Raw genomic sequence first — 13,357 nt, 5'->3', positions numbered from 1 at the left:
TACTCCTTGCCGATCTTCACCTTGCCGTCGAGCACGGAGTGCGCGCCGTCCTTGTACATCTTGGCGTTGGGATCGGTGACGGAACCGTTCATCATCACGATCTCGCCCTTGGAGGCGTTGTCACCGAGCTCCTTGAGCAGCGACTCGCCCTGGATCTTCCCGACACGCTCGTTGTCGACCGAGGTGTACGCCTTGATGGGGCCTTCTGCCAGACGGTCGTACGCGACGACGGGAATCCCCTTGTCGTCTGCCTTTTTCACCGAGCTCGCTATCGACTTCGCGTCCACCGCGTCGATGATCAGCGCGTCGACCTTCTTGGTGATCATCGTGTCGACCTGCTGCTGCTGAAGCGACGCGTCCTGCTTGGCGTTGTCGTAGAGGACGGTGGTGTCCGTGCCCGCGAGTTCCTTGATCTTCTTCTCGATCAGCGGCTTGTCGAACCGCTCGTAGCGGGCGGTCTGGTTCTCCGGAAGCAGCAGCCCGATGGTGAGCTTCTTGCCTTCCTTGCCCTTTTCCTTGCCGCCGCCACCTGACTCCGCGGCGCTGCCGCAGGCAGCGAGACCGGCTGCCATTGACGCGGCGGCCACGGCCACAGTCGCACGACGCAGTCGCTTGTTCATTCCGCTCAACCTCCGTTAGAGGGCCGCGCCGTTGCGGCCGAGGTGGCAGGAAGTCAACCTTGCGTCCCAAGAAATCGTCAAGAAGTGAACGCTTAACGACATGACAACGGTGCCACTCGTTATCTGCGTGAATTCAAGATCGCCCGGACGGGATGCTCAAGGGTTTCCCTCCAAGTTCCCGAAAAAATCATCGGCAACACCCGCGAAATGGAGGCCGGGAAGCTGCTGAACGCTCGGTTTCGAATGATCCCGCTACATGTCGGCGTCCGCCGTGAATGACCTCGCCGACTGCCGCTCGGGTTGCGGTATCGGATATCTCACAAGGTGTCCGGACAGATCTCTCTCCAGAACATGAAAAATCCCCCGCTCGTGGAGCGGGGGATTGCGTGCATGATGACGGGAGAAGGGCTGGCGCGGCCCGGCATTCGCCGGGGGGAAGGAATGCCGGACCGCTTGTCGGCAGAGATCGTCAACCGCAGGACGGGAACTCACCGGGAATGACGACTGCCCCCTTTGCCGACAGCGCCAGCCTGACGGAAAGAACAGGCTCTGCGGAAGGCCGAAAGGTGAATGCCTGACGCCAAAGGTTGACTGTACGGGGGAGGGGGCTGTCCGGGCCCTCTCACGTACTGCGGGCCGCCCTCACGACGTGTGCGTCGCCTCTCCGTGCCAGGGTGCGGTGACGGCGAAGACCGCGCCCTGGGGATCGCTCAGCACGGCGGAGCGCCCCCGAGGAGTGTCGGCGGGGGAGGTCCGGACGGTGCCTCCGAGCTCCTCGCACTTCTCGGCGGCGGCATCGCAGTCCATGACGCCGATGTGGGTCAGCCAGCGTGCCGGTGTGCGGCTGTCCACCAGGGTCATACCGCCGCACGGCAGGCCTTGGGCACGCCAGTCCACGTACCGGTCGGACGCGGGGGCCTCAGGGGCCGTCCAGCCGAATACCCGGCCGTAGAATCCGCGGGCCCGGTCGGCGTCATGCGTCTGCAGCTCGTTCCAGTACATGGACCCGGGCTGTCCGGTGACGTCGGCTCCGAGGAGTGCCTCGGGCTGCCATATGCCCACCCTCGCCCCTCCCGGATCGGCCACGACGGCCAGGCAGCCGAGGTCGTTGATTTCCACGGGACCTTCCACCAGCACCCCACCGGAATCCAGGACTGTGCAGACTGTTTCGTCGACGTCGGTGACGCGGACATAGGGCAGCCAGGTGGGACGGGGAATCTCCGGAGTGCACGGACTGATTCCGCTGACAGTTTTCCCGTCCAACGCGAACGTGCTGTAATCGATCACCGCCGGTCCGGTGCCGGGCGTGCTCTGCCAGTGGAACAGTTCTTGGTAGAAGGTCGCCGAAGCCGACGGATCCAAGGTCGTGACATCCGCCCAGCATGGAATTGACACCTGGTTGTGGATCTTCACGTCGGGCTCCGCCGGGGGTGGGTGTCGAGGGCCGTTTCCGCAACCCGGATGGGGCGGGTTCGCGTATGCGTGCGGAGATATCACATCGCATACCGCACAACGGAAGCCTACAGCGACGAATGTCCCATTCCGCGACCACCAAAGTTGACCCGATCGCGGCCGATGGTTGATTTGAGGGTCATTCTAGGTTTCCCGATTGATTCCGAAGGGGCGGCAAGAAGTGAATTCTCGCGGGAGACGATGGCCCTGCCGGGCGGAGCGCATCCTTCGGGCCCGGTGAAACGGGCGGATCCCGTACCCCGTCCGACCCTCCCCATGAACTGAGCTGAGAAGCATGCGCGTACCGTCCTCCCCTCAGCGCACTGTCGCTGTCGTCCTGGCCGGGGGCACCGGCCGACGTGTCGGACTGGCCATTCCCAAGCAGCTGATCAAGATCGCGGGCAGGCCGATCCTCGAACACACCCTGCGTGCCTTCGAGGAGTCCCCCGACATCGACGACGTCCTCGTCCTCATGCACCGGGACTTCCTCTCCCAGGCCCAGGAGTTGGTGGACAGAGCGGGACTGTGCAAAGTGCGCGGTGTCCACGTCGGCGGGGCCACCCGCAGCGAGACCACCCGGCAAGCGCTCGAAGCCCTCCGCGGATACCTGGCCGAGGGCGAGGACCCGAAGGTCCTGCTGCACGACGCCGTGCGCCCGCTGGTGTCCCAGCGCGTGATCTCCGACTGCGTGCGGGCACTGGACACGTACCAAGCGGTGAACGTAGCGATCCCGTCCTCCGACACCGTCATCGTGACGCGGGAACACGGCGGCGACGGGGAGTTCGTCACCGACATCCCGCCGCGTGACCGGCTCTCCCGGGGACAGACGCCCCAGGCCTTCCGGTTCTCCACACTCCGCGCGGCCCACCGGATCGCCGCGGCCGACCGGAGCTTCGAAGCCACGGACGACTGCTCCGTCGTGCTGCGCTGCCTGCCCGCGGTCCCCATCCATGTGGTGCGCGGCGAGGAGCACAACATGAAGGTGACCCACCCGGTGGACATGTTCATCGCGGACAAGCTGTTCCAGCTCGCCTGCGAGATCGCACCGGCCCACCGCTCGGAGTCCGCCTACCTGCAGTCGCTGGACGGCAAGGTCGTCGTGATCTTCGGTGCCAGCTACGGCATCGGCGCCCGCATCCGCGAGTTCGCCGAGAAACATGGCGCGTGGGTCTTCGCCTACAGCCGTTCCGGGACCGGTACCCATGTGGAACGCCCGGAGGACATCTCGGCGGCACTGGCCGAGGCCCGTGACAAGGCCGACCGCATCGACTACGTCGTCAACACCGCCGCCCTCCTCGGGCTCGGAAAGCTGGCCGACACCGACGTCGCCAAGATCGTCCAAGCCACCGCCGTGAACTACCTCGCCCCCCTCCACATCGCCCGCGCCGCCCACCCTTACCTGGCCGAGACCCGGGGGCAACTGCTGCTGTACACCTCCAGCAGCTACACCCGGGGCCGGGCGGACTACAGCATCTATTCCTCCGCGAAGGCCGCGACCGTGAACCTCACCCAGGCCCTCGCCGACGAATGGGCCGCGGATGGAGTGCGGGTCAACTGCATCAACCCTGAGCGCACCAGCACACCGATGCGGTGGAACGCCTTCGGACACGAACCCGAGGACACCCTGCTGACCGCGGAGGAGGTCGCCCAGACCTCCGTCGACGTCCTGCTCTCCGAGCTCACCGGACAGGTGATCGACGTCCGCCGACAGGAGCCCGCGGCACTGCCCGGCCCCCCGGCCGCCGCCCCCGAGCCGTGCGAGCCACCTCTCCACCGGGCCGCCGAGTGATGCGGTCCGCCATCCGCCTGGCCCGGGTGGGCAGCCGCACCGAGCTGGCCGCCGCACTCGTGATGGCGCTCAGCTACCCCCTCCTGGCACTCAGCGCCCTTCTGCCCGCGCCGTCGGCCTTCACGGCCGTCTGCTGCGCTTCCTACGGAGCGGATCACCTCCTGCGCCGACGGGGAAGCTATCTGATCAACCGCCTCGGCAAAGTGGCGTTCGGCCTGACACAGCGTTTCCTGCTGCGGCAGATGCTGCTCGCCCTCCTGGTGGCACGGATGGGCGACCTCTCCACCGTTCACCTCCTGCTGGGCTGCCTGATTCCGTTCCACGGGCTCCAGGCACTGCACAACGCGCTGACCACCCTGATCCGGATCCGGCGCAAGCTGCCGATCGCCACCCGGAACATCGACCTGGCCGCACTGCGGATCCCCAACGCACCACCGGGCTTCCTGCTGAACCACTCGCGGGGGAAGACGGCCCACCTCGACCTGCCGCTCATGGCCGGGGTGTTGCTCGCGTCCACCACAGGGGCCGGCGGATACGCGACGGCCGGTGCGGTGGTGACAGTGGGCGCGGCCCTGATCTGTACAGCGGCGCTGCTTCCCTGGCTGCGCCCGGACCGTCTCCCGCCGGGCCCCAAGGACGTACTCGCGGAGATCGACGCGTGGCTGGGCGATCAACGGCCGCGGACAGTGCTCTACTTCTCGGGCTCCAAGGACTCCGCCTACCAGGTCAACATGTGGCTCGAGACCATGGCACACCAACACAGCCGCCCGCTGGTCCTGCTCCGCGAACGGGCCGTCCTCGACCGGCTGGCCCCCACCCCGATCCCGGTGATCTGCGTGCCCGGCGCGGTCCACCTGATGCAGATGGACCTCTCCAGCATCCGCGTGGCGCTCTACCCTGCGAACGTCGGACGCAACATCCATCTGCTGCGCGTACCGACCATGAAGCACGTCTTCATCGGACACGGCGACAGTGACAAGAGCGCCAGTGTCAACCCGTTCAGCAAGGTGTACGACGAGGTGTGGACGGCGGGTCCGGCGGGCCGCGAGCGCTACCGGCTGGCGGCCGTGGGGGTACGCGACGCCGACATCGTCGAGGTCGGCCGTCCCCAACTGGCTTCCGTCCAGCCATGGGACGGCGCGCCCCGGGACCGCCTTCCCACAGTCCTGTACGCCCCCACATGGGAAGGCTGGGACGACCGGCCCGGCAACACTTCCCTCATGGTTGCCGGTGAGAACATCATGCGCCGGCTGCTGGAGGCCCCGCGGCCCGTCCGGGTGCTCTACCGTCCGCACCCCTTCGCCGGCACCCGCGACCCCCAGGCCGAAGCCGCCCATCTGCGTATCACGGCCATGATCGAGGAAGCGGCGGCGCGGCGCGCCGCCGACCCGGCTTGGGCGGCATGCGGGGAGGCCGGGCGTGCCGAGGCGCGAGCCGAACTCACCTTCCTCACCACGTGCTTGGAGACCGTCACGGACATCGCCGGGCGGACCCGTGACGAGGCCGAGGCCTCGCGGGTCTCCGGAGAGGGCAGGGTCAGGGCGGACACGGTCGCGCGCCTGCAAAAGCTCTGGAACGAGACGTACTGGCGCGCCGTGGGCGACTGGCAGCATCATGTGGTCACCGCCGACGGACCACAGCTGTACGACTGCTTCAACGTGGCGGACGGCCTCGTCGCCGATGTCTCCAGCGTGGTGTCGGACTTCACGGCCAGCGGTAAACCTTATGCCGTGACCGACTCCGCCGGACTCGGTCCCGACCTGTTCCGGCTGCAGAACACCGCGGCTCGGGCCGCGACCATCCTCACCCCTGAGGCCGCACAGATCGAGGAACTCCTCGACGCGATTACGCTGGATGACAGGGACCCGCTCGCCGCCGACCGGCAGGAACTCAAGGAATATCTCCTCGGCTCCGGCCGGCCGGGCTCTCTCGACCGCTTCGACGCGGCCATCCGCAGACTCGTGGCCGTATCGGAGAGCCGGAACCGCGCGGCGGTGTTGACGCCAAGGAGCTGACCGTGACCACTTCCGAACTTGTCTCCGCCTACCTGGCGGCACTGGAGCGGGCTGATGCGGACGCCGTGCTGAAGCTCTTCACCTCCGATGCCGTGGTCCACTCGCCGTTGTACGGCCCCCGACCGGCCGCCGAGTTCTACCCCGTGCTCTTCGCCGACACCGGCCGATCACGCCTGACCCTGCTCGGAACGATGGACGGCAGCAGCCAACAGGGCGCCCCGTTGGTCTCGTTCTGGTTCCACTTCGACTGGCGCCTGCCCTCCGGCGCCGCGGCCCCGTTCACCGTGGTGGACATCGCCGAACTCGCCGACGACGGCCGGATCGCCGCGTTGCACATCGTGTACGACACCGTCGAGGTGCGGCCGGCTTTCGAAGCCGAGACCGGCACGTCGTGGCGGGCCTAGGACCGGTCGGGAGGCGGTCGGCCGGAGCCGTGCGGGTCGTGGGAGAGGGCCGACGCCACGAGCACCGCGGCGATCAGCACGAGGTTCTTGAGTATGTACTGCCCTTCCATGGTTCCGGTCAGCGGAGCTTTCCAGGTCAGTTCGGGGAAGAGGGCGAGCGGGGAGACGGTTCCGGCCATATGGCCGAGGAAGGCGAGTGTGGTGAGCCGAGGGAACTGCCATGTCATCAGGCATATCCCCAGGGCGACTTCGAAGGCGCCGACAGAGATATGTGCCGCCGCGCCACTCAGCAGACCGAAGGTCAGCACCTCCGTGGTCCGGACCACGAGTGTCTCCGCGGGGCTGAGTCCCGGTACCAGTTTGAGAGCGCCGAACCAGACGAACACGACCCCGGTGCAGCCCCGTAGCAGTGGCGCCGACCACTGGATGAGGAAGGCGAGGGCGGCCTCCTCCACCCGGTGAACGAGTGGGGTGCGCCGATGCCGCGCGCCATGCCTGCCCGGAGGTTTCGGCTTATGGGAATGCCGTGCCACCCGTTGATCATCTACCGACTTCAGGAGCCGGACCGGGGGCAAAGGTTGACGCTCCGAGCCGGAAGGGGAGTTGGGGGCTCTTGTCCAGCGTCACATTGTCGGGTGGGTTCTCTCGTCGGAGTGCTCTCCGGGCTGACGGGGGACCAGTCCCGCAGCCCTCGCTCTCTGCTGGGGGACGGTCCCGTCGTTGTGACGGAGGGATTCCTGCGGCGCGGGCAGCGTGATGTGCACCCTGAAGCCGCCGTCCTGGGTGGTGTGCGCCTCCAGGTGCCCTCCGGCCCGGGATGTCTGCTCCCGCATGCTGACCAGTCCGAGGCCGAGCCCCAGCCCTCCGGGGAGACCGGCCGATGACGCGGTGCCGGGTCCGTTGACGACCTCCAGGCACACTTCCTGTGCGGTGAAGTGGAGTTGGAGGGAGATGGGTGCGCCGTGGCCGTGTTTCACGGCGTTGGTGAGCGCTTCACGACCGCAGCCGCGGAGGACGTTGTCCGTGTCTGCTGTGAGGGGGCGGGCCAGGCCGGACTGCTGGAAGGAGACGTCGATGCCGGCGGCGGTCAGGTTGGCCACGAGAGCGGCGGCGAACTGGGCGTAGGCGGGCCCCGTACGGCCCATGGGGTCGGACTGGCCACGCAGGATGTCGAGGGTGTCGCGCAGGTCCCGGAGCATGTCCCTGGTCCCTTCTTCCACGGCCGAGGCCAGCGTGGTGGCCTTCTGCGGCATCTCCGGTGTACGCCGCAGCGCTTCCGCCTGGAAGGTCAGGACGGTGGCCCGGTGTCCCAGGCCGTCGTGGATGTCGAAGGCGAGCCGCGTCCGTTCGTCGAGGACGGCTTGGCGCGCGGCCTGGTCGACGGCGTGCTCGACCGCCACCAGGCGTTGCTGGAGCAGCCAGTTCACCTCGCGCCGTCTACGCGTCAGCGCGCCCAGCGCCGCGGGGAAACAGACCTTCACGATGGTGTCGTACGCCATGGCGGACACCTCCGGCGAAGGTTCCACCCACTCTCGCGTGCCCACGTACAGGAAGCCACTGAGGGCGATCCCGGCCCAGCGGCCGCTTTTGCCGTAACTGCCCACGGCGTACGCGGCGAAGATCAGCGGTGTGGCCTCGTCGGAGGCCAGTGTGCTCAGCAGGGCGGCCGTCATGGTCAGCATGGGAACCGTCCGCCGCAGCAGAAGCGCGGCGCAGGCCACGAACATGACCAGGACCGACCCCCAGTAGGTGGGCACCAGGCCGCTCCGGTGGGACTGGTCCAGGGCGAGGAGCGAGGCCACGCAGGCCGCGGCGTAGGTGGCGCCGTCGACAAGCCGGGGATGCCGGATGTCGCCGAGAGCGTCGACAAGGGTGTTGACGGTGAAGAGGCGACGGGGATGCTCGCGTGACGCGAGAGGTCTCATGATCTGCTGCCGCTCGGGTCTCTGATGGGTGAGGCGCGGAGATGAAGCGCGCCTTCTGAATCCTCCACGAGCGGCGGCCGTGTGCCCCGTTTCAGCAGGATCCATTATTTTATGGCACGTAATCTGCTCGATTCCGGCATGTGCCGTGCCAGGATCGATGAAATCCGTCAGGTCCCGAGGCGCTCGCCGAGTGCGGAGCGCGCCGGGGCTGCCGTCGCCGGTGCCACCGATCCGACCGGTCGTCGGCGGAGTGCGCGGGCGGGGGCGGTCGGCCCACCGGTGGCGGACACACGCTCAAGATGCCGCCCCGCGTGGGAACTTGGCGAGATCGCGGGTATGTATGTGACCGGGGTCACGTGAGTGCGCTCGGGCGGGTTCCTCTCTTGCATCGGAAGGCGGAGAGGTATCCGGACTTATGGGTTCCGCAGAGAAGGGTCGCCCCGGCCGAAGAATCGGCCGCCGAGGTGCGGAAACACCCTCCGGGAGGCCCTTGGGGGCACGCGGCGGGCGGGACTTTAGTCCCTGGATACCTCTTGGGGATTCCTTGACGATTCCTTGAGAAAGAGGGAGCGGTGGCACCGGCCCGTGGTCGGCACCGCACCCGGACATCCCGGCGGCGCCGCGAGGGCCAGCCGCCCGAGCGAGAGCCGGACCCGCCCTATGCAGCACCAACTCACATCCGCCCAGCAACTCCTCGCCTCCGACGGCGCGGGCGGCATCGAGAAAACGATCAACGACCTCTTCACCCCCCTCACCGAGTTCGTCTCGAGCGTGATCTTCGCCGAACTCACCGTATTCGGCGTCACGTTCCCCTGGATCGTCGCGTGGCTCGTCGTCGCGGGCACGGTCTTCTCGCTGTATTTCGGCGCCGTCCAGGTCCGCGGATTCGTCCACGCCCTCAAGCTGGTACGCGCCAGCAGCCGCCGTGGCGGCGACGCGGGCGACCCCGGCGAGGTGACCCCCTTCCGGGCCCTCACCGCGGCGGTCTCCGGCACCGTCGGACTCGGCAACATCGCCGGTGTCGCGGTCGCCGTCACCATCGGCGGCCCCGGCGCCACCTTCTGGATGATCCTGTGCGGCCTGCTGGGCATGGCCATCAAGTTCGTCGAGTGCACCCTGGCCGTGAAGTACCGCGAGGTCGACGAGGACGGCACCGTCCGAGGCGGGCCCATGCAGTACCTGCGCCGCGGACTCGCGGACCGCGGGCTGCCCCGACTGGGCCGCTTCCTGGCCCCGCTCTTCGCCGCCATCATCGTGATCTTCGCCGTCCTGGGCGGCAACATGTTCCAGATCAACCAGACCCTCGCGCAGCTGCGTGCCGTCACCGGCGGCGAGAGCGGCTGGATGGGCGGCTCCGGCGCGGGCCTCGTCTTCGGCATCGTCACCGCGACGCTGATCGCCATCGTGCTGATCGGCGGCATGAAGGTCATCGGCGCCGTCACCGCCCGGTTGGTCCCGGCCATGGCCGCCGTCTACATCGGCGCCTGTCTCGTCGTCATCGCCGTCAACATCTCCTCCGTGCCCGCCGCCGTGACCTCGATCATCGAGGGGGCCTTCAACCCCTCCGGCGTCGCGGGCGGATTCATCGGTGTCATGATCATCGGGTTCCAGCGGGCCGCGTTCTCCAACGAGGCGGGCCTGGGTTCCGCCCCGATGGCCCACGCCGCGGTGAAGACCAAGCACCCCGTCACCGAAGGGTTCGTGGCCATGCTCGGCCCCTTCATCGACACCGTCATCGTCTGCACCATCACCGCGCTGACCATCATCATCGCCCGGCCCCAGAGCTGGCTCACCGCCCGCGAGGCGATCGCCAACGGCGAGGACGCGCCGGGCGGCGTGGCCCTCACCTCGGACGCGTTCGCCACCGTCCTGCCCTGGTTCCCCTACGTACTGACCGTCGCGGTCGTCCTCTTCGCCTTCTCCACCGTCATCACCTGGACGTACTACGGCGAGCAGGGCTGGGCCGACATCTTCGGCCGCGGCAGGAAGAGCCTGCTGACCTACAAGATCGTCGTCTCCCTCTGCGCCATCGTCGGCGCGATGCTGACCCTGGGCTCGGTCCTCGACCTGGCCGACGCCCTCGTGTTCGTCCTGGCGCTCTTCAACGTCATCGGCCTCTACCTCATGGCGCCCATCGTCAAGAGGGAACTCGCCTCCTACCGCGCCCATCTGCGCGCCAAGGCCGCCGCGCGCGAGGACGAGGCATCGCCGAGCGAAGCCCCGGCGGAAACCGGTACCCAGACTCCCTGAGCCGGGCCCGGCGGCCGACTCATCGGGCCCAAGGGCCAGGTTCGGCACAGCACTTCGCCCGCTCGCCCCACTTGCAGGGGCGGGCGGGCGAAGGCGTTGCGGTGCGAAGGGGGCGGTTCGCGGAGCGTGGGCCGGGCAGAGGCGGTACCGCCGGGCCGGTTGCGCCGCACGGCGTCGCGTACGTCGGCCAGGGTGTCAGGGAGCAGGTTGTCGCCCTGTGGGCGGCGCGGACCGGTTGACCGGCCGGCATGGAACGGCATACGTGACTCGGGCAGCGTTCGGCGGCGAATCCGCCGTCATCGAGCCGGGATCGACGGACCGGGGGTGAACGAGGTCAAGAGGTCAACTGGCGACGGACACCAGATGCGGACCGCCTGCCCGGGAACGCGGCGGCTTCTTCGCGTAGAGAGGAGCCTTGATATCGGGAAGGGCTCCCGCGGTGATGTCGCTCTGCGCACGCAGGAACGCGCCGCGCATGGCCTCTTCCGACTCGTACTTGGCGATGAGCGGGTGGAGCCGGTGCCCCCGGCCCCTGCCGCGGGGCAGCACGAGATTCCGTGATGTCAGCAGCTGCATTCCCCGGCTGACCGCCGATTCGTGCAGGCCGAGCTTCTCGGCGAGCTCCGCCTGGTTCAGGTGTACCGCTCCGCCGAATTCCTGAAGGTGCGTCATCATGCCGAGCACTGCCAGGGCATTGGGGGTGAGGTGGAGCCGGTCGAGCATCCCCAGCAGCTTGGGGGACATGACATCCATAGAGCGTTCTCCTGCTATATCGCGTCGACGAACCCCGCCGGACCTATTCCATCGGGGAAAGTATTCTCCAGCAGTTCGGACCTTGTCGAGGTGACCACGTCGTTCTGCTTGTCACCGTTCCCCCTGAAGCACAGACGGGGATTGACCTGCCATCGCCCGTTCCGGACTTTTCTGACGTAGTTGAGCTCGCACAGCCGCTTCAGGGCCGCGTTCACGGTCGTCCTCGGCGCGCCGATGCCATCGGCCATCTGCTGCTGCGTCTGGTCGACATAGCTGTCCTGCTGACAGCCCGCCAGATACAGGAAGACCGCGATCTGTGACGGGCTGATCTTGTGGGCGATGATGCAGCGCGCCATGATCTTGGCCAGGAACCAGTTGGACGTGAGCGAGTACCCGTCCGACCCGGCCATGTCGTGCGGCCGGCGAATCGCCTTGTAGCGAATGTTTATCTCTTCGACGGGGCGTGGGCGGGGGACCCGGGACGACACCACGGCGAGTTCGTCGGCAAGTGCTCCCACCAGGCTCTCGAACTCGGGCTCGGTGCGCGGGCCGCGGCGCTGCGCTCCCCATGCCGTCGGCATGTCACGTGCCTCGCGTGATGACACCGCATCTCCATTGCTGCTTCGGCGGACTGTGGCGGTCGGACCTTGCGGACTCCCCGAATTCGACTTGCGGGTCAGCGCAACTCGATGTCGATGATGCTGGCATGTCGTGCCGGTCTTGCTGACCGGCGAAAGTTGACTTGCATGTATCAGCAAGTTGACGTCTGGGGCCTGCGGCATCCGCGAGCCGGCCCGGTCGACTTCCGGCTGTCCGTACGGGAACGACGCTTCAAGATCATGTACTTTCAGCTGTTGTGGGCGGTAATCCGTACGAGCATGCTGGGGGCGGTCGAATCCAATGTCTGGCCGACCGGTTTACGAAATACAGCGCGGGAGGTTGTCCCAGTGGGCACGGAGGGGCGCGGCCGCCCTTTTATCGAGATCGTCTACCGCGTGACGAAGAGGTTCTTTCTGCGTTCCCTGCGAAGAGCTCTGGGAAAGCCTTCTCCGGGCTGCTGACCGGTGCCGGGTGAATCGGTTCCACCGAATTCCCGTCCGGCGGAGGGAAGTTCATCGGGGGAGGGGACACGAGAGGCCGGGCGGTCCGCAGGAACGGTACCGCCCGGCCTCGACCCTCCAAAGTCAGCGCGTGAGCAGCTCGGCCTCGAGCGCGATGACCTTGACGCCCGTCAATGCCTGGCTGACCGGACAGTTCCGCTTGGCCTCCTCGGCCGCGGCGTGGAAGTCCTCCTCCGGCAGGCCCGGGACGCGGGCCCTGACCGCCAGAGTGATGCCGGTGATGCCCTCACCGGGCTGGAAGGTCACATACGCCTTGGTGTCGACCGTGTCGACGGTGTAACCCTGCTCGGCCATGCCGTGCGTGAACGCCATGGAGTAACAGGAGGCGTGGGCCGCGGCGATCAGTTCCTCAGGGCTGGTGGCGCCGTCGGGCCGCTCGGTGCGGGCTGGCCAGTTCACGTCGTACGTGGTCCCGGAGGACTCGAGGGTGACACTGCCCTTGCCCTGGACGAGATTCCCTTCCCAATGGGCTTCGGCCGTTCGCATGGTTGCCATGAGTGATGCACTCCTGTGGTTCGGCGAGAAGAGCTCTGATGTCCAAGCTAGGGAAGTCGGCTCGTCCCGTGTATCACCTTTCGGATACCCCGGCCCGACCAATGGCGATCCTGGAGAGGGTGTCATCGCCCGCCACTCGTACCCTGCGCTGTTCTGGCGGACCGTGCGGCCGGGCCTTGCGGATTCCGTGAATCCGGATTGCCGGACACCGCAAGAAGATGTCGGTGATGTCGGCATTCCCGTGGCCGTCTTGCCGATGAGCGGAAGCTTTCTTGCGGATACCCGCAAATGGACGTCGGAGTTCATGGACATCGGCGGTCGTGAAACGGAGAACCCCGCCTTCCAGGACCCGGGTCCAGGGAACGGATTCGGCGCCCGGATCCACCCGCACCACAGAACGGTGCGCCCCACCGGCGGGCACGGTGACGACGAACGTGCGGAGGTACCCAGCGTGCCGGCCCCCAGGGCATCCGGAAGCCGGTGCGGACCATCTCCTGGTCGTCCGCGATGACCACGGTGGTCGCCATGCTGTT

The 13,357-nt window shown here is 67.5% G+C and carries 11 protein-coding genes; 4 read left to right on the top strand and 7 right to left on the bottom strand.

Annotated elements, in window-relative coordinates:
- Both ACWD4A_RS33395 and ACWD4A_RS33390 read right to left on the bottom strand, forming a co-directional pair.
- Positions 1 to 620 (bottom strand): substrate-binding domain-containing protein (locus ACWD4A_RS33395; RefSeq protein ID WP_451199886.1); only part of this gene is annotated, 620 nt, incomplete at its 3' end.
- Between the two features lie 642 nt (positions 621 to 1,262).
- Positions 1,263 to 1,739, bottom strand: a complete 477-nt coding sequence (locus ACWD4A_RS33390) for a VOC family protein (RefSeq protein WP_451199884.1) — start codon at positions 1,737 to 1,739, stop codon at positions 1,263 to 1,265.
- A 628-nt stretch (positions 1,740 to 2,367) separates the two neighbouring features.
- Between ACWD4A_RS33390 and ACWD4A_RS33385 the strand changes: the two genes are divergently transcribed.
- The 3 genes from ACWD4A_RS33385 to ACWD4A_RS33375 are packed head-to-tail and all read left to right on the top strand — an operon-like array spanning position 2,368 to position 6,280.
- Positions 2,368 to 3,861: an SDR family NAD(P)-dependent oxidoreductase gene (locus tag ACWD4A_RS33385; protein WP_451199881.1), complete on the top strand. Its 1,494-nt coding sequence runs from the start codon at positions 2,368 to 2,370 to the stop codon at positions 3,859 to 3,861.
- Positions 3,861 to 5,876 (top strand): hypothetical protein, encoded by a 2,016-nt coding sequence (locus ACWD4A_RS33380; protein ID WP_451199879.1) that lies wholly within the window; start codon positions 3,861 to 3,863, stop codon positions 5,874 to 5,876. Before ACWD4A_RS33385 ends, ACWD4A_RS33380 begins: the two co-directional genes overlap by 1 nt.
- Before the next feature lie 2 nt (positions 5,877 to 5,878).
- Positions 5,879 to 6,280 (top strand): nuclear transport factor 2 family protein, encoded by a 402-nt coding sequence (locus ACWD4A_RS33375; RefSeq protein WP_451199876.1) that lies wholly within the window; start codon positions 5,879 to 5,881, stop codon positions 6,278 to 6,280.
- Here the strand turns inward: ACWD4A_RS33375 and ACWD4A_RS33370 are convergent.
- Complete coding sequence (locus ACWD4A_RS33370; protein ID WP_451199874.1) at positions 6,277 to 6,735, bottom strand: DoxX family protein; 459 nt, start codon at positions 6,733 to 6,735, stop codon at positions 6,277 to 6,279. The two genes, ACWD4A_RS33375 and ACWD4A_RS33370, sit on opposite strands and share 4 nt — an antisense overlap.
- Positions 6,736 to 6,903: 168 nt before the next feature.
- Entirely contained in the window at positions 6,904 to 8,205 is a 1,302-nt protein-coding gene (locus ACWD4A_RS33365; protein ID WP_451199871.1) for a sensor histidine kinase, read from the bottom strand.
- 660 nt (positions 8,206 to 8,865) lie between these two features.
- Here ACWD4A_RS33365 and ACWD4A_RS33360 point away from each other — a divergent pair.
- The gene (locus ACWD4A_RS33360) at positions 8,866 to 10,455 is read left to right on the top strand and encodes an alanine/glycine:cation symporter family protein (RefSeq protein ID WP_451199869.1); all 1,590 of its coding nucleotides are present in this window, start codon (positions 8,866 to 8,868) and stop codon (positions 10,453 to 10,455) included.
- Between the two features lie 342 nt (positions 10,456 to 10,797).
- Here ACWD4A_RS33360 and ACWD4A_RS33355 read toward each other — a convergent pair whose 3' ends face one another.
- The 3 genes from ACWD4A_RS33355 to ACWD4A_RS33345 all read right to left on the bottom strand — a co-directional run bounded on the left by ACWD4A_RS33355 (position 10,798) and on the right by ACWD4A_RS33345 (position 12,824).
- Positions 10,798 to 11,208 carry a hypothetical protein gene (locus ACWD4A_RS33355; protein ID WP_451199867.1) on the bottom strand — a complete coding sequence of 137 codons (411 nt, stop codon included), beginning with the start codon at positions 11,206 to 11,208 and terminating at the stop codon, positions 10,798 to 10,800.
- A 14-nt stretch (positions 11,209 to 11,222) separates the two neighbouring features.
- A complete protein-coding gene (locus ACWD4A_RS33350; protein WP_451199864.1) occupies positions 11,223 to 11,813 on the bottom strand; it encodes a replication/maintenance protein RepL in 591 nt (196 codons plus the stop codon).
- Positions 11,814 to 12,392: 579 nt separating this feature from the next.
- Complete coding sequence (locus ACWD4A_RS33345; RefSeq protein WP_451199862.1) at positions 12,393 to 12,824, bottom strand: OsmC family peroxiredoxin; 432 nt, start codon at positions 12,822 to 12,824, stop codon at positions 12,393 to 12,395.
- Positions 12,825 to 13,357 lie beyond the last annotated feature (533 nt).

It is taken from the genome of Streptomyces sp. NPDC002537, from assembly GCF_053594975.1.
Note: the sequence above shows the minus strand (reverse complement) of the source record. Positions and strands in the feature narration are given on the sequence as shown.